Source organism: Agromyces sp. NPDC055658, from assembly GCF_053618155.1.
The window spans coordinates 19180-34657 of record NZ_JBSHHD010000039.1; the positions used below are offsets into that span (position 1 = coordinate 19180).

Genomic DNA, 15478 nt, shown 5'->3' on the forward strand with positions numbered 1-15478 from the left:
AATCGTGAATGTAGGTAACAATGCAGTAGACTCACGATATGACGCCCGAGATCACCGTGCTCGATCGCCTCCTGGAGGTGAGCGAACTCTTCCAGAAGGACATGGCGCGCGCGTTCGCGGGCACCCCGCTCACGCCCTCGCGCGTGCGGGTGCTCTGGGATCTCGCGGCGAACGGCCCCTCGACCCAGCACGCGCTCGCGGCCCGGCTCGAGGTGAGCCCCCGCAACGTCACGGGCCTCGTCGATGCGCTCGAGGCGGGCGGATACGTCCTGCGTTCGCCCCATCCGCATGATCGCCGGGCGATCGTCGTCTCGCTCGAGCCATCCGCAGCGACACTGATGGCGAACATGCAGCAGGAGCATGCCGACCTCACGGCCGATCTGCTCGGCGCGGTCGCGCCGGGCGACCGGGCGGCGCTCGAGCGCGGCATCACCGCCATCGCCGAGCGCCTCCGCGACCTCGTCGCGGAGGCGGCCGACGGCCCGGCGGGTGCGTCGTGAGCACCGCGGTGGGCACCGACCGCGCGGCCTCCGGCCTGCGCGGCGCCTGGGAGGTCGTGAAGCGGGCGCTTCGAATGGAACTCGCCATCTACGCGAGCATCGGGCGATTCATCGCCCGGCGCCCCGCGATCGAGCGCGGCGGCGCGGGGTTCGGCTACCACCGGCCGGTGCTGACGGTGCTCATCATCTTCATCGTGCTGTCGGCGGTGGAGATCCCGATCTTCGATCTCGTCGTGCATCGCTGGCCGGCCGTGCGCATTCCCCTCCTCGTGCTCGGCATCTGGGGGCTCACGTGGATGTTCGGGCTCCTCTGCGCCTACCTCGTCCGGCCGCACACGGTCGGCCCGGCCGGCATCCGGGTGCGTGCCGGGCTCGAGACCGACGTGCTGCTGCGATGGGACGACATCGCCTCGGTGGCGCGTCGACTGCGCGTCGACGAGCCCAAGTCCCCGAAGATCGTCGAGACGGGCGACGGTGCGGATGCCGCGCGGATGCTGCTGCTGCGCGTCAACAACGAGACCGTCATCGAGATCGAGCTCGAGCGGCCCACCCCGGTGCTGCTGCCCGGGCACGGTGCCGCCGGGGGAGCGCAGCTCGTCGACGCGGTGCGCATCTGGGTCGACGATCCGACGGCGTTCATGGACGAGTTGCGCACGTACCTCTAGAGCTCGGCGACCGGGAACCGCCCGGCCTCGATCGCCGCGCAGAAGGCCTCGTAGTCGGCGCGCGACTGCTCGGCGTACGCGAGCGACCACTCGGCGATCGCCTCGTCGAACCGTTTGCTCCGGCCCGTGTATCCGGCGATGAACCCGGCTCGCGGGCTCTGGGAGTGCGCACGGGCGAGCTTCGTCGCGCAGGCCTCGACGTAGTCGAAGAACGCCGGTCGATCGAGGTCGGCGAGGTCGAACGAGGCGTTCAGATCGCGGAACTGGCGCACGTAGTATCCCCGGCCCTCGACGGTGATGTGCCCGAGGAACAGGTCGGAGGTGGACTGCAGGATCCGCTGCAGCGTGACCACCCGTGCGCCGCCCGTGAGTTCGTCGATCCGGGCCGACGGCGGCCGGTCTTCGCGATCGCGCAGTCCGCCGAACTCGTCGAGCACCGACCGGCCCGCCTCCTTGACCTGCAGGATGACGACGTCGCCGTGCGATCCGGCGAAGACGACGATGAAGCACCGGGTGCCGACGCTGCCCACGCCGACGACTCGGCGAGCGACATCCGTCGCCGTGTACTGGGACATGAGCATCGCGACGTCGGGCGGAACGGTGCGCAGGTAGTCCTCGACGATGCCGCCCAGGCGCGCCTCGATCTCGGCGGGCACGTGGGTCAGCGTGGGCGGCTGCTCGCGGATGAACGGCGCCCCCGAGGCATCCCGATCCATGATCTTGGCCGCGACCCGCTCGGACGTGCGCTTGGACGCGTCCTTCACGACGCGCCGGATCGCGAGGCGCGAACTGGCGTGCCTGCCGCCGGCGGGGTTGCCGAGGTCGCGGAGGTAGAACCGCTCGACGGGGGAGAGGTCGGTCATGCGGTGGATGCTTCGCCGGTAGGCCGCGACCGCGTGAGCCGCCGCCTCGCGGCCGGTGTCGTCGTCGAACCCGTTCGACCGGGCGCCGATCACGACGCTCGTGGCCAGGCGCTTGAGGTCCCACTCCCACGGGGCGAGCGATGCCTCGTCGAAGTCGTTCAGGTCGAACACGAGGCTGCGGTCGGGCGCGGCGAAGACGCCGAAGTTGCTGATGTGCGCATCGCCGCAGGCGACGACGAAGAAGCCCGTGTCGATCGAGCTCGCCAGGTCGGCCGCCTGCAGCGCGGCCGTGCCGCGGAAGAACGCGAATGGGCTCTCGGCCATGCGCGCCATGCGGAGCGGCACGAGCGCCTGCAGCCGGTCGGCGTTCTGGCGCTCGATGATGCCGAGCGGGTCGCGATGCTCGGGCGGTTCGTAGCGCGCGTGCCTCGAGCGCTTCGCATGCTGCCGCGCCTCGCGCCCTGCCTCGCGGTAGGAGTCGCGCGCAGCGACCGTGCCGTGCTCGTAGCGGAGTCGCCCCACGGGGTCGGTCGTCGACATGGCTCGATCGTGCCACAGGCGTGCGTCGGGGGATAGGCCGCGAGCGGGGGTGCAGGTGTCGACGTGCGCGCGTGCACGAGCACCCCTCCGGATACCGCTATGATGGTCAAGTTGCCTCGGCGAGATGCCGGAGCATCGGGCTGTGGCGCAGCTTGGTAGCGCACTTGACTGGGGGTCAAGGGGTCGCAGGTTCAAATCCTGTCAGCCCGACGCAAATGCCCCGGTGAGAATGAATTCTCACCGGGGCTTCGTCGTCTCCGGCGACCGCTGTGAGGCGTCGACCTGCACGGCGCTGCCTCGAGATCCGCGTGACGACGGCTGGTCGACCGCTGACATGAGGATGCCTCGGCGGGATCGACATCCCACCGAGGCATCCGCTCGTCTCGCGCCGCTCAGAAGCGGCGGTCGCGCCGATCTTCGCGGCGGTCCTGTCGTCGGTCCTGTCGCCGGTCGATGCCGTTCGAGACGACCTTCGCCGTGCCGACCACCGCCGCGGTGCGCGCGACGGGGCGACCGATCATGCCGACGCGTCCGACGCGTCCGATTCCGATGGGCATCTTCTACTCTCCTTCTTTCGCCATCGAGGCGATCAGCGCCTGCGTGGGGATGCGGCCCGACGCGATGAGCTGGCCGCCAGTCTTGCGCAGGGCCACCGCGAACGGGGCGGCCCACGTGTTCTCCCAGACGAGCACGGCCGCGGCGCTGCCGGGCTCCATCGCCGCCGAGATGTCGATGAGGTCGGCCTCGGCGAGCACGTCGGCGAGCGACGCCTCGATGACGCCGAGCGGGCCGAGGTCCTCGAAGTCCTCGAATTCGTCGACGTCGATCGATCCGTCCTCGCGCTTGTGCACGACGACGAGGTCGAGCACCCGGATCGTCTCGGACGCGACGAGCGCTGCGAGCTCGGCGGCGGCCTCGCCCGTCAATCGGGTCGCCCCCGCCGGGAACTCGACGACGATGTAGTCGATCGGCCCCAGTTCTTCCTCGGTGAGGTCGAGGTCCTCAGTGGTCTGTTCCGACACGTGCCGGCTCCCTTCGTCGGTCGCACCGCCTCGTTGAGGGGTGCGAGTCCATCAAAGGGCGCGCGCTCGCCGCGCGGCATCACGTGAACTGCGTGAATCGCGCGCGCAGGTCTCGGCGGTCTCGGCGGTGTGCGCCGATGTCGGCTCGGGTGCGCGGCGGATGCATCGGGAGCAGGTGGCGTCGGTGCGATACTCGCCGAGGGCCGCAGCCCCGGGCGTCGCCGGCATGCGAATGGCGGGACCCCGTCCCGCCACGTCCAGTCTATCCGGGGGAGGGGGGCTTGCGGCAAGGGCCCCCGTCGGGGTCATGATGGACGCTTTCCGCCGATCTGGAGCGCGCATTTGACCCTCTCGTCCACCGACGTCTTCGCCCTGCCCGACCGCCTCGCCGCCAAGGCGGCGCCCGAATCGATCGCCGTCGACGTGCGGCACTTCGCGCGCATCGCCGAGCGCCTCGACGCGCAGGTCGCAGAGGCCGAGTCCCGGCTCGCCGAACTGCGCGCCGCACCCGCCCGGGGCGGGCAGGCCGGACTCGATCGGGACCTCGAGATCCACCGCCTGAGCGGCCGGCTGCGACTGCTGCGGCGCTTCGGTCTCGACCTGTGCCTCGGCCGAATGGTCGGAACAGACGGCCGCGAGCCCGTCTACGTCGGACGAGCGGGGCTGAGCGCCGACGACGGCGAACCGCTGCTCATCGACTGGCGGGCCCCCGCCGCCGAACCGTTCTTCGGGGCGACGCACGGCGACCCGATGGGGCTCTCGAGCCGACGGCGATACCGCTGGACCCGAGGCCGCATCACCGACTACTGGGACGAGGTGTTCACGCCCGGCGAGCACGCGGGCGGGCTCGCGCCCGACGACCAGTCCGCGTTCATCGCGAGCCTCGGAGCGAGCCGTTCGCCCCGCATGCGCGACGTCCTCGGCACCATCCAGGCCGACCAGGACGCGATCATCCGCGCGGGGTCGCGCGGTGCGCTCGTCGTCGACGGGGGGCCCGGGACCGGCAAGACCGTCGTCGCGCTGCACCGTGCCGCCTACCTGCTCTACTCCGACCCGCGGCTCGACGCCCGGCGCGGCGGGGTGCTGTTCGTCGGCCCGAGTCACGCATACATGTCGTACGTCGACGATGTGCTGCCGAGCCTCGGCGAGGAGGGCGTGCAGATGGCGACGCTGCGGGACCTCGTCGACGAGGGCGCGGGCGCGGTACCCGAGCGCGACCCCGAGACGGCGCGCCTGAAGGCGACGGCTGAACTCGTCGGTGCGATCGAGTCGGCCGTCAGGGCCTACGAGCGACCGCCCGCCGACGAGCTCGTCGTCGAGACCCCGTGGGCGGAACCGATCCTGACCGCCGCCGACTGGTCGGAGGCGTTCCACGCTCCCGAGGCCGGCACGCCGCACAACGACGGCCGGACCGAGGTGTGGGAGGCGCTCGTCGAGATCCTCGTCGACCAGGTCGGCGACGACGAGGTGCCGGCGGCCCTCGTCCGGCGGGCGGTCGAGCAGGACGAGGAGCTCGTGCGCGTGTTCAACCGCGCCTGGCCGCTGCTCGACCCGGCCGGCGTCGTCGCCGACCTCTGGGCGGTGCCCGCCTATCTCGAGCGCTGCGCACCGTGGCTCACGCCGACGCAGGTGGCGCGCCTGCAGCGTGACGAGCCCCGGGCATGGACCGCGGCCGACCTGCCGCTGCTCGATGCTGCCCGCCGTCGCATCGGCGATCCCGAGGCGACCCGTCGCCGGAGAAGGCAGCGGCTCGCGGCGGCCGCCGAGCTCGAGCAGCGCGAACGGGTGCGCGACGAGCTCATCGCGGCCGACGACTCCGAGATGCTGATCATGTCGATGCTGCGCGGCCAGGACGTCGCGAACACGCTCGCCGACGATGTCGACAGCCGGCCGCGCACCGATCCCGAACTGCTCGCGGGGCCGTTCGCGCACATCGTCGTCGACGAGGCGCAGGAGCTCACCGACGCCGAGTGGCAGATGGTGCTCGCCCGTTGTCCGTCGCGCAGCCTCACGATCGTGGGTGACAGGGCGCAGGCCCGGCACGGGTTCACCGAGACCTGGAGCGATCGGCTCGCCCGCCTCGGTCTCACGAACACGCGGCTCGCCTCGCTCGGCATCAACTACCGCACGCCGGAGGAGGTGATGGCGGTCGCGGAGCCGGTCATCCGAGCCGCATTGCCGGATGCGAACGTGCCGACGTCGATCCGGCGCAGCGGCGTGCCGGTCTCGTACGGCTCGATCGGCGAACTCGGCGCGGTGCTCGAACGCGGGCTCGCCGGGCAGCCCGAGGGCACGGCGTGCGTGATCGGGGCGCCCGATTTCGTCGGAACTTCGCGTGTGCGCTCACTCACGCCCGAGCTTTCGAAGGGACTCGAGTTCGACCTCGTCGTCCTCGTCGACCCCGATCGCTTCGGCGACGGTGACGGCGTCGAGGGCGCGGTCGACCGCTACGTCGCGATGACGAGGACGACCAGGCAGCTCGTCGTCCTCACGAGCGGCTGACCGTCAACCGCGTTCGGCGAGGGCCGCACGGATCCGTTCGAACGTCCCGGGATCGCGGGTGACGAGCCGCGCCTCGTCGACGCGGGTCTCCGCCGCCTCGATCGTCTCGACCGCGACCGCGATCGCATCGTCGAGCGGCCAGCCGTAGACGCCGGCGCTGACCAGCGGGAACGCGATCGAGCGGACGCCGAGCTCGTCGGCGACGGAGAGCGAGCGCCGGTAGCACGACTCGAGGAGCGAACGATCGCGCTCGCCGGAGCGGTGGTCGGGGCCGACGGTGTGCACGACCCAGGTCGCCGGGAGCACCCCGGCGGTCGTCCACCCCGCGTCGCCGGTCGCAAGGCCGTACGGGAAACGTGCGATGCAGTCGTCGAGGATCGCCGGGCCGCCGGCGCGGTGGATCGCGCCGTCGACGCCGCCGCCACCGCGCATCGCGTTGTTCGCCGCGTTGACGATCGCGTCGACGTGCTGTTCCGTGATGTCGCCGAGTACGGCGATGACGACGGCCATGCACCCAGTCTGCACCGGGCGGCCCGTTCGTGCGAGGCCGCCCGGTGCGGGATCAGGCCGGGACGGCGGCCGGGTTCTGCGCCCACAGGTCGGGGCCGAACACCTCGTACTGGATCTGCTCGCTCGGGATGCCGCGGGCCATGAGCGTCTCGCGCATCGCGCGCATGAACGGAAGCGGCCCGCACATGAACACGGTCGACCCGTCGGGCAGCTCGACGTCGCCGAGGTCCATCAGGCCCGGCAGGGCCGGGTGCAGCGTCGGGGCGTCGGCGGCGTCGCGCTCGTACCAGTTCTGAGCGCGGGCGTCGTCCATGGCGAGCACCTGTCGGCGGAGGGACGGATACAGCGCATGCGTGTCGTGCGCGCGATCGGCGTGGAACAGGCGCACCGTGCGGTGCGGCTGCGTGCGCGACAGGTCCTCGAGGATCGCCGCGATCGGCGTGATGCCGATGCCCGCCGAGACGAGCACGAGCGGGGCGTCCGAGTCGTCGAGCACCACATCGCCCGCCGGCTGCGAGACATCGAGGATCGTGCCGGGTCGTGCGTGCTCGTGCAGCCAGCCCGAGACCTGTCCGTCGGGCGCGCCGTCGACCCCGAGCACGCGCTTGATGGTGACCCGCAGCGAGTCCCCGCGAGGGCCGGACGAGATCGTGTACTGCCGCGGCTGTCGCGAGCCGTCGGGCAGGTCGACGGCGATCGCGACGTACTGCCCGGTGCGATGACCGGGCACGACGCCCTCGACGGGTGCCAGTACGAGCGAGAAGACCCCGTCGGACTCCTCGAAGCGCTCGACCACTCGGTAGCTCCGCCACGGGTGTTCGGGGTCGGTTCCCCCGAGCGCGTACAGCTTCGCCTCCTCCGCGATCAGTGAGCAGCCGAACAGCCAGTACACCTCGTCCCATGCCGCGCGCACATCGGGGGTGACCGCGTCGCCGAGCACGGCACCGACCGCATCGAGCAGGTGCTTGCCCACGATCGTGTACTGACGGGCCGTGATGCCCAGCGAGACGTGCTTGTGCGCGATGCGCCGCATCACCGGGGTGAAATCGGGAGCGTCGGGATCGATGAGCTGAACGGCGAACGCGACGACCGAGGCGGCGAGCGCCTTGGGCTGCTCGCCGATCGCCTGGTTCGCGCGATTGAAGACGCGCAGGAGTTCGGGGTGCGCGGCGAACATGGCCGGGTAGAACACCCTGGTGATCTCCTCGGCGTGCTCGGCGACCACGCCGGCGGTCGCGCGGACGATGGCTTCGGACTCGGCAGAGAGCTGCATGACGTACCTTCCAGATTCGACAGAACGCGTCCCTCCGAGTCTCGAACCGTGCCGCGGCGTGCGCTCGCCGTTCCACCGGTTTAATTCGACAGGACGTAGAATTGCTGGGTGCCACGTCGAGTCGGAGACTTCCGCGGTCTCACGCAGCCGAGCCGCATCCGCCTGCTCCGAGCCATCCAGCGCGAACCCGGCCGCCGTGCGAGCGAACTCGCCGAGGAGAGCGGGATCGCGACGAACACGGTGCGCGATCACCTGCAGGTCCTCGAGCGCGAGGGCCTCATCCGCGGCGTGGCCGTGCCGACGCAGTCGCGCGGGCGACCGCCGATCGGCTTCCATCCGGTGCAGGATGCCGCGACGAGCGCGGTCGCGGGGGAGCGCATCGCGGGGGCGCGGCGGCGAGGTGCCCTCCTGCGCGCCACGACGGGCGTGATCGACGGCGACCTCGACGAGGACGCCCGCATGCAACTCGACGTGCTCTACGAGCACCTCGACGACGCGGGGCTCGAGCCCGCGGTCGACGAGGCCGAGCTCTCCTTCGAACTCGCGCCGTGCCGCTACCACGATCTCATCGACGACGACATGGCGCTCGTCTGCTCGGTGCACGCTCGCCTCGTCGGCGACGTGCTCCGCCAGACCGGTGGTCCGCTCGCCCTCAAGGGTCTCCAGCCGTTCGTCACCGATCATCGCTGCAAGGTCGCGCTTGCGCGCCGCGAGGCGGACTGACACCGCCGACCCTGCGCGAGTCCTCGTCGTGTCGAGACCGGAGCGGCCGGAGTCCCCACCGCGGCGGTGTGGAATCGTGGGGGCATGCCGACGACGACCCTGTACCTGATCCGCCACGCCGAGGCCGCCGTCGATGACGAGCGTGCGGATCCGGGCCTGTCGCCCCGCGGCGAGCTTCAGGCCGCCGCACTCGCCCGTCGACTCTCGGCGATGCGAGTCGATGTCCACGACGACGTCCTGCTCCACAGCTCGCGCCGTCGTGCCGCCGCCACGGCCGCGATCGTCGCGACGGCGCACGCCGGCTGGGCGAGCCGAGCGAGCGACGACGTCGAGGATCGCACCGCCGTTCCCGAGGACCTCTCGGCGGTGCCCGAGCGGTACCACCGTCTCCTGCGCGACGTGCCCGCCGACGAGCACGACCCCGACGGGCGTCGTCTCGACGCCGCCGTCCGGTCATTGAGCGCGATCGGCGACCAGGATCGCACCGTGGTCGCGATCACCCACGCCTTCGTCGTGGGCTGGTTCGTGCGGTCCGTGCTCGATGCCCCGGCCTGGCGATGGATCAGCCTCCCCGTCTCGAACGCCTCGCTGACCGTGCTGCAGTGGCAGTCCGACCGCGAGCCTCGCGTGCTCTCCTTCAACGACACGGGGCACCTCGCCTGACGCGCGGGACGATGATCGGGAGGCGATACCGACGGCGCATCCCACGAGGCATCCAGCGTTCGCCCGACCGGGCCGCGTACCCTTGAGAGGTGACGAACTCGACCGACCAGACCGCCGCCGCTGCGGTGCGCCCCACGAAACCTCGCCAGGTGCGCCCGGCCACCGAAGGCTGGGAGCAGAAGAAGGGCCCCGACGGGCGGCCGATGCTGCAGTTCGCCTCGCCCAAGCGCGGCAAGCCGCCCGTGCACCTCGCCGACATCGCGCCGGCCGACCGCAAGGCGCACGTCGCCGAGCTCGGCTTCCCGGGCTATCGCGCCGCGCAGCTCGCCACGCACTACTTCGTGCACCACACGAACGACCCGGCCGAGATGAGCGACCTGCCCGCGGCCTCGCGCGACGAGCTCGTCACGACGGTGCTGCCGAAGCTCCTCACCGAGGTCCGCCGGTTCACGACCGACAACGGCGACACGATCAAGTTCCTGTGGAAGCTGCACGACGGCGCCCTCGTGGAGTCCGTGCTCATGCGCTACCCGGGCCGAATCACGCTGTGCGTCTCGAGCCAGGCCGGTTGCGGCATGAACTGCCCGTTCTGCGCGACCGGGCAGGCTGGCCTGACGCGCAACATGTCGGCGGCCGAGATCGTCGAGCAGGTCGTGCTGGCGAACGCCGCCCTCGCACGCGGAGAGCTCGGCGGTCGCAAGAAGGGCGACCACACGCCCGATCGCGTCTCGAACATCGTGTTCATGGGCATGGGGGAGCCGCTCGCGAACTACGCCCGGCTCATGTCGGCGGTGCGCACGATGCTCGCGCCCGCGCCCGAGGGGCTCGGCATGTCGGCACGAGGCGTGACGGTCTCGACCGTCGGTCTCGTGCCGGCCATCAGGAAGCTCGCCGACGAAGACCTCCCCGTGACGTTCGCGCTCAGCCTGCACGCCCCCGACGACCAGTTGCGCGACGAGCTCATCCCCGTGAACTCGCGCTGGAAGGTCGACGAGGCGCTCGACGCCGCCCGTGCCTACTTCGACAAGACCGGTCGTCGCGTCTCGATCGAGTACGCCCTCATCAAGGACATGAACGACCACGGCTGGCGCGCCGATCTGCTCGCGGAGAAGCTCAACGAGCGCGGTCGCGGCTGGGTGCACGTCAACCCGATTCCGCTGAACCCGACGCCGGGCTCCATCTGGACGGCCTCCGACACGGACGTGCAGCAGGAGTTCGTGCGCCGGCTCGAGGCGGCCGGCATCCCGACGACCATCCGCGACACCCGCGGCAAGGAGATCGACGGCGCCTGCGGGCAGCTCGCGGCGGCCGACGCCTAGGCGGCGTGGTTCCGGCGGTGCGGATGCCGCGGACGATCCGGCTGGGTCGGCGGACAGCCGAGGCATCCGACGTAGTATTTCAACTTTAGATGACCTAAAGTTGAAATACTGATCGATCGTCGACGGATGGAGGGCGCCATGAGCCGATTCGTCGAACGCACCTGGCACCCGAGCGACGCCGGGCACCTCAGCCGGCGGGACCGCGAGCCGGGCCGATTCCTCGCCTACGTGCCCGACGAGCTCGGTGAGGGCCTGCCCGAGCCGGGCGGCGCCGCCCGCCGGGCCGCCGAAGACGCGCTCGCCGTGCTCGCGCGCGCCGACGAACGGATCGGCGCGCGGGGCAGGTACCTCAACCACCTGCTCATCCGTTCCGAGAGCATCTCGTCGTCGTGGATCGAGGGCAACCGCATCACGCCGAAGCGGCTCGCGATCGCCGAGCTGCTCGAGGCAGGGCCGAAGGTCGCGCTCGACGTCGTGGCGAACGTGCGCGCGACCGAGCGCGCGATCGACGAGCTCGCCGATCGCGAGCGGGCCGTCACCGCCGCCGACCTCGAACGGCTGCAGCACCTGATCGAGCCGACGCTCGCGCCCGGCCTTCGCACCGAGCAGAACTGGGTGGGCGGCACAGGGTGGAGCCCGCTCCGCGCCGACTTCGTGCCGCCGCCCGAGTCCGAGGTGCCCCGCCTCGTCGACGATCTCGCCCGGTTCGTCACGGCGACCGACGGGAACCCGGTCGTGCGTGCGGCGATCGCCCACGCGCAGTTCGAGACGATCCACCCGTTCATCGACGGCAACGGCCGCACCGGTCGCGCCATCATCCACACGGTGCTGCGGCGGGCCGACGCGGTGCGCAACGTGCTCGTGCCGATCAGCACCGTGTTCGCCGGCGACACGAACGCCTATCTCGCGGGGCTCACCGCCTTCCGCGCCGACCCGCCCGCGCTCGACGACTGGATCATCGGCTTCGCGCACGCGGCCGAGCTCGCCGCCGGCAACGCCGTCCGCCTCGCCGACGAGCTCGACCGCCTCGACGAGGAACTGACCCGGCAGCTCGTCGAGAGCCGCCGAGCGCGCGGCGCCTCGCCGGCCGTCCCGCGCAGCGACGCGGTCGTGCTGAAGGTGCTCGGCGATCTCGCCGCCGAGCCGGTGCAGACGATCGACCACGTCGCGACCCGTCACGGCGTCTCGAAGGCCGCCGCCCAGCGCGCCCTGGCGGAACTCGCCGATGCCGGGGTGCTCGGACGCAACAAGGACCAGAAGGGCCGCCTCATCTGCTGGACGGCAGACCGCCACCTCGCGCTCGTCTCGCTCACCGAGCGCAGCAACCGGGTCGGCGGCGGCGACACCCGCGACCGCGCGCCGCGGCTCGGGCCGCCACGGCCGGCCTGAGCCGCGGTCGGCCGCGACGGTCACCGAGGTCGGGCGTCAGCGGCCCTGCAGTGCGGCGATCAGGGTGCCGATCGCGACGAGCACGATGATGCCGACGAGCCCCCACCGGCGCAGCTGCACGGCGAGCAGCGCCGCCGAGAGGCGCCGGCGTCGCCGGCGCCTCGGCGGACGCGGTGCGGGCGTGCTCAGGCGGCACCCGGCACGATCAGGCCGCTCGTCGCCGAGCGTGCGCGGTCGAAGCGGGCCGCGACGTCGGCCCAGTTCACGATCTCCCAGAAGGCCTTCACGTAGTCGGCGCGGACGTTCTCGTAGTCGAGGTAATAGGCGTGCTCCCACACGTCGAGCTGCAGCAGCGGGGTGACGCCGAGCGGGGCGTTGCCCTGCTGGTCGAAGAGCTGGAACACGACGGGGCGCGCGCCGACCGAGTCCCAGGCGAGCACCGACCAGCCCGAGCCCTGCACGCCGAGCGCCGTCGCCGTGAAGTGCGCGCGGAACGCGTCGAACGAGCCGAACGCGTCGTCGATCGCCGCCGACAGTTCGCCCTCGGGGGAGCCGCCGCCGTCGGGCGACATGTTCTGCCAGAACACGCTGTGGTTGATGTGGCCGCCGAGGTTGAACGCGAGGTCCTTCTCGAGCTTGTTGACGTTCGCGAGCTCCCCCTTCGCGCGCGCCTCCGCGAGCTGCTCGAGGGCGGTGTTGGCGCCCGTCACGTAGGCCTGGTGGTGCTTCGAGTGGTGCAGCTCCATGATCGTCGCCGAGATGTGGGGCGCGAGGGCCGCGTAGTCGTACGGCAGGTCGGGCAGGGTGTACGTCGACATTGCGTGTCTCCTTCTTCGGTGTCGCCGCCTGCGGTCGCCGGCGGCCTGGTTCAGAGTTCGGATGCCTCGTGGTCGAGGCGGTGGAACCGTCGATCGTGGTACACGAGCGGGGGAGCGTCGGAGCCCCCGTGCACCTCGAGCACCTCGGCGAGCACCAGGGTCGAGCTTCCCACGGGCACGAGCTGCAGCGCTCGGCAGCGCAGCGCCGCTCGCGCCTCGGGCAGGACGGGCTCGCCGGTCGGGAGCCGGCTCCAACCCTGCTCCGGCGTGAATCGGGGCGCCCCCGATCTGGCGAAGGCCCGCGCGAGGTCGACCTGGTGGTCGGCGAGCAGGTGCACGACGAAGGAGTCGGCGCCGAGCAGTGCTCCCGCCGAACCGGTCGCCCGGGTCACCGAGAACGACAGCACGGGCGGATCGGCGGCCACGGAGGCGACGCTCGACGCGGTGAGTCCGACCGGGCCGGTCGCGGTCGCCGCCGAGACGAGCGCGACGCCGGCGGGGTGCACGCGGAACGCCGCCTTGAAGGCCTCGGCAGTGACCTCGGAGGGCGTCGGTTCGTCGGTGAGGGCGGTGTGGCGCGCCGCGTTCACTCGTGGCCGCCCTGCGGCGCCAGCGCGGCGACGACCGGGTGGTCGTACGGCAGGACGCCGGTCTTGGCGGCGCCGCCCGGCGATCCGAGCGCGGAGGCGCCGTCGGGGGCGATCTCGAAGAACTCGACGTTGGCCTTGTAGTAGTCGGACCACTCGTCGGGCAGGTCGTCTTCGTAGTAGATCGCCTCGACCGGGCAGACGGGCTCGCAGGCGCCGCAGTCGACGCACTCGTCGGGGTGGATGTAGAGGGATCGTTCGCCCTCGTAGATGCAGTCGACGGGGCACTCGTCGATGCACGCCTTGTCCTTGACGTCGACGCAGGGAAGGGCGATCACGTAGGTCACGCGATCACCCCGCAGATGGAACGCATGGGTCAAGCCTAAAACTTCAAGTACCCTTGAAGTCCAATCGGAGGAGAATCCCATGGCGAAGCACGCGCCCGATGAGCTGCTCACCGTCGGGGAGATGAGCCGCCGAACGGGCGTCGCCCCGTCGGCGCTGCGGTTCTACGAGGAGCTCGGCCTCATCGCATCGCACCGTACCGGCGGCAACCAGCGCAGGTATGCCCGGCACATGCTGCGCCGAGTCTCGCTCATCGTCGTCGCCAAGCGCCTCGGGATCCCGCTCGGCGACGTGCAGACGGCCTTCGAGCACGTGCCGCTCGACACCACGCCGAGTCACGACGACTGGCAGCGTGCCTCGCGCCGCTGGAAGCGGCAGCTCGAGGTGCGTCGACTCGGCATCGAACGGCTCGAGCGCGAGCTCACCGGATGCATCGGCTGCGGGTGCCTCTCGATGAAGGCGTGCGGCCTGCTCAATCCCGACGATGCGCTCGGTGACGACGGTGCGGGCCCGCGCCGACTCGGCCCCGAATCGGGCGAGGAGGAGCTCGACGGAGTCGACTGAGCGCTTCAGGGGCCGACGGTCCGGCGCGAGCGTGATCTCCGTCGGGGATCGAATCGGCACGGTGATGAGGCATCCCATAAATACTGAGTTCGACTCGGTTTCGGATGACTTTCACAGGAAGAAGTGAGGTTCCGTCCAGAACCCCTCGGCAGACTGGCCACTTCGCCCGGGCGCCCCCGCGTCCGAGGAACGTCGATCGAAGGCCGGGCCCGCGCTCTCGCGCGAGCAGGCCGCCCACGTGAAAGTCATGCAGAACCAGCCTTCCTCCCTGAACACCCCTGACAATTCCCCCGAGAACGAACCCGGTCTGAGCCGCCGAGCGCGGCGTGCCCGCCCCGGCTGGCGCCGGGGTCCGGTCATCGCAGCCGGCGCCGTCGTCGCCGTCGGCGCCCTCGTCGGTTCGGGATTCATGCTGCAGTCGGCCGTCGCCGCCCAGAACGAGCGCGTCGCCGCGACGGCCGAGCTCAGCGCGGCCACCGACCTCAAGGTCGAGCAGCTCGGCTCGCACTCGAACATCCTCGAGGCGCGCGCCGTCAAGACGGCGACGGACACCCTGAGCGGCGCGAAGGACACCATCTCCGCCGCGAAGGGCAAGGCCGACGCCGCCGAGCTCGCCTCGTCGGTCGCGGCACTCGACGACTACCGCCTGCTCGCGCCCGAGCGCGTGTTCGAACTCGCCGACGCGACCGCGGCCCACGCGGCCGAGGTCAAGCAGGCCATCGCGAAGGCCGACAAGATCGCGGCCGAGAAGAAGGCCGCAGCCGAGGCCGCTGCCCGTGCCGCTGCCGAGAAGGCCGCCGCGGAAGAGGCCGCCGCGGCCGAGGCGGAGTCGCCGGGCGGTTCGCGGCCCTCCGGCCCGGCGAACCCGAGCGGCGCCCAGGCGATCGCGCGCGACATGCTCGCGGCCCGCGGCTGGGGCGACGACCAGTTCGGATGCCTCGTGGCCCTCTGGGACCGCGAGTCGGGCTGGAACGTCTACGCCTCGAACCCCTCGGGGGCCTACGGCATCCCGCAGGCGCTGCCCGGCTCGAAGATGGGCTCGGCCGGTGCCGACTGGGAGACGAACCCCGCGACCCAGATCGCCTGGGGCCTCGGCTACATCGCCGATCGGTACGGCACCCCGTGCGGCGCCTGGGATCAGTCGGAGTCGGCCGGCTGGTACTGAGCCGACCCCCACTCGAACGCGGAAGGACCG

The 15478-nt window shown here is 71.5% G+C and carries 17 protein-coding genes and 1 tRNA gene; 10 read left to right on the forward strand and 8 right to left on the reverse strand.

Features of this window, described 5'->3' with window-relative positions; all coding sequences use genetic code 11:
• Positions 1-38 precede the first annotated feature (38 nt).
• Together ACWGPE_RS16030 and ACWGPE_RS16035 are read left to right on the forward strand one after the other, a co-directional pair.
• Positions 39-500, forward strand: coding sequence for a MarR family winged helix-turn-helix transcriptional regulator (locus ACWGPE_RS16030; RefSeq protein WP_231431252.1), 462 nt, complete (start codon positions 39-41; stop codon positions 498-500).
• On the forward strand, positions 497-1165 hold the full coding sequence (locus ACWGPE_RS16035; RefSeq protein ID WP_452049063.1) for a hypothetical protein: 669 nt from the start codon (positions 497-499) through the stop codon (positions 1163-1165). Before ACWGPE_RS16030 ends, ACWGPE_RS16035 begins: the two co-directional genes overlap by 4 nt.
• Here the strand turns inward: ACWGPE_RS16035 and ACWGPE_RS16040 are convergent.
• Entirely contained in the window at positions 1162-2568 is a 1407-nt protein-coding gene (locus ACWGPE_RS16040; protein ID WP_452049064.1) for a DUF2252 domain-containing protein, read from the reverse strand. The genes ACWGPE_RS16035 and ACWGPE_RS16040 overlap by 4 nt on opposite strands.
• 136 nt (positions 2569-2704) lie before the next feature.
• Here ACWGPE_RS16040 and ACWGPE_RS16045 point away from each other — a divergent pair.
• A tRNA-Pro gene (locus ACWGPE_RS16045) sits at positions 2705-2778 on the forward strand.
• 182 nt (positions 2779-2960) lie between these two features.
• Here ACWGPE_RS16045 and ACWGPE_RS16050 read toward each other — a convergent pair.
• Entirely contained in the window at positions 2961-3125 is a 165-nt protein-coding gene (locus ACWGPE_RS16050) for a hypothetical protein (RefSeq protein ID WP_231431249.1), read from the reverse strand.
• 3 nt (positions 3126-3128) lie between these two features.
• Positions 3129-3590 (reverse strand): DUF6325 family protein, encoded by a 462-nt coding sequence (locus ACWGPE_RS16055; RefSeq protein ID WP_231431248.1) that lies wholly within the window; start codon positions 3588-3590, stop codon positions 3129-3131.
• A gap of 342 nt (positions 3591-3932) precedes the next feature.
• Here ACWGPE_RS16055 and helR point away from each other — a divergent pair, with 342 nt between their 5' ends.
• The gene (helR, locus tag ACWGPE_RS16060; protein WP_452049065.1) at positions 3933-6092 is read left to right on the forward strand and encodes an RNA polymerase recycling motor ATPase HelR; all 2160 of its coding nucleotides are present in this window, start codon (positions 3933-3935) and stop codon (positions 6090-6092) included.
• 3 nt (positions 6093-6095) lie between these two features.
• Here the strand turns inward: helR and ACWGPE_RS16065 are convergent, their stop codons facing one another.
• Both ACWGPE_RS16065 and ACWGPE_RS16070 read right to left on the reverse strand, forming a co-directional pair.
• The gene (locus ACWGPE_RS16065; RefSeq protein ID WP_275505906.1) at positions 6096-6602 is read right to left on the reverse strand and encodes an O-acetyl-ADP-ribose deacetylase; all 507 of its coding nucleotides are present in this window, start codon (positions 6600-6602) and stop codon (positions 6096-6098) included.
• 52 nt (positions 6603-6654) lie between these two features.
• Positions 6655-7875, reverse strand: coding sequence for a globin domain-containing protein (locus ACWGPE_RS16070; RefSeq protein ID WP_275505905.1), 1221 nt, complete (start codon positions 7873-7875; stop codon positions 6655-6657).
• A gap of 108 nt (positions 7876-7983) precedes the next feature.
• On the opposite strand from ACWGPE_RS16070, the gene ACWGPE_RS16075 reads away from it, so the two are divergent.
• The 4 genes from ACWGPE_RS16075 to ACWGPE_RS16090 all read left to right on the forward strand — a co-directional run bounded on the left by ACWGPE_RS16075 (position 7984) and on the right by ACWGPE_RS16090 (position 11969).
• Positions 7984-8598 (forward strand): winged helix-turn-helix transcriptional regulator, encoded by a 615-nt coding sequence (locus ACWGPE_RS16075; RefSeq protein ID WP_275505904.1) that lies wholly within the window; start codon positions 7984-7986, stop codon positions 8596-8598.
• An 84-nt stretch (positions 8599-8682) separates the two neighbouring features.
• Positions 8683-9261, forward strand: coding sequence for a histidine phosphatase family protein (locus ACWGPE_RS16080; RefSeq protein ID WP_452049066.1), 579 nt, complete (start codon positions 8683-8685; stop codon positions 9259-9261).
• Positions 9262-9350: 89 nt separating this feature from the next.
• Entirely contained in the window at positions 9351-10580 is a 1230-nt protein-coding gene (rlmN, locus tag ACWGPE_RS16085) for a 23S rRNA (adenine(2503)-C(2))-methyltransferase RlmN (RefSeq protein WP_231431242.1), read from the forward strand.
• A 138-nt stretch (positions 10581-10718) separates the two neighbouring features.
• A complete protein-coding gene (locus ACWGPE_RS16090) occupies positions 10719-11969 on the forward strand; it encodes a Fic family protein (RefSeq protein ID WP_231431241.1) in 1251 nt (416 codons plus the stop codon).
• Between the two features lie 185 nt (positions 11970-12154).
• Here the strand turns inward: ACWGPE_RS16090 and ACWGPE_RS16095 are convergent, their stop codons facing one another.
• Genes ACWGPE_RS16095 through fdxA form a run of 3 tightly spaced genes read right to left on the reverse strand, consistent with a single transcriptional unit; the run spans position 12155 to position 13721 of the window.
• The gene (locus tag ACWGPE_RS16095) at positions 12155-12787 is read right to left on the reverse strand and encodes a superoxide dismutase (RefSeq protein WP_452049067.1); all 633 of its coding nucleotides are present in this window, start codon (positions 12785-12787) and stop codon (positions 12155-12157) included.
• A gap of 50 nt (positions 12788-12837) precedes the next feature.
• Positions 12838-13377 carry a flavin reductase family protein gene (locus ACWGPE_RS16100; RefSeq protein WP_231431239.1) on the reverse strand — a complete coding sequence of 180 codons (540 nt, stop codon included), beginning with the start codon at positions 13375-13377 and terminating at the stop codon, positions 12838-12840.
• Positions 13374-13721, reverse strand: coding sequence for a ferredoxin (fdxA, locus tag ACWGPE_RS16105; protein ID WP_231431238.1), 348 nt, complete (start codon positions 13719-13721; stop codon positions 13374-13376). Before fdxA ends, ACWGPE_RS16100 begins: the two co-directional genes overlap by 4 nt.
• Positions 13722-13800: 79 nt before the next feature.
• Between fdxA and soxR the strand changes: the two genes are divergently transcribed.
• The gene (soxR, locus tag ACWGPE_RS16110; RefSeq protein WP_231431237.1) at positions 13801-14283 is read left to right on the forward strand and encodes a redox-sensitive transcriptional activator SoxR; all 483 of its coding nucleotides are present in this window, start codon (positions 13801-13803) and stop codon (positions 14281-14283) included.
• Positions 14284-14530: 247 nt separating this feature from the next.
• The gene (locus tag ACWGPE_RS16115; protein WP_452049068.1) at positions 14531-15448 is read left to right on the forward strand and encodes an aggregation-promoting factor C-terminal-like domain-containing protein; all 918 of its coding nucleotides are present in this window, start codon (positions 14531-14533) and stop codon (positions 15446-15448) included.
• Positions 15449-15478 lie beyond the last annotated feature (30 nt).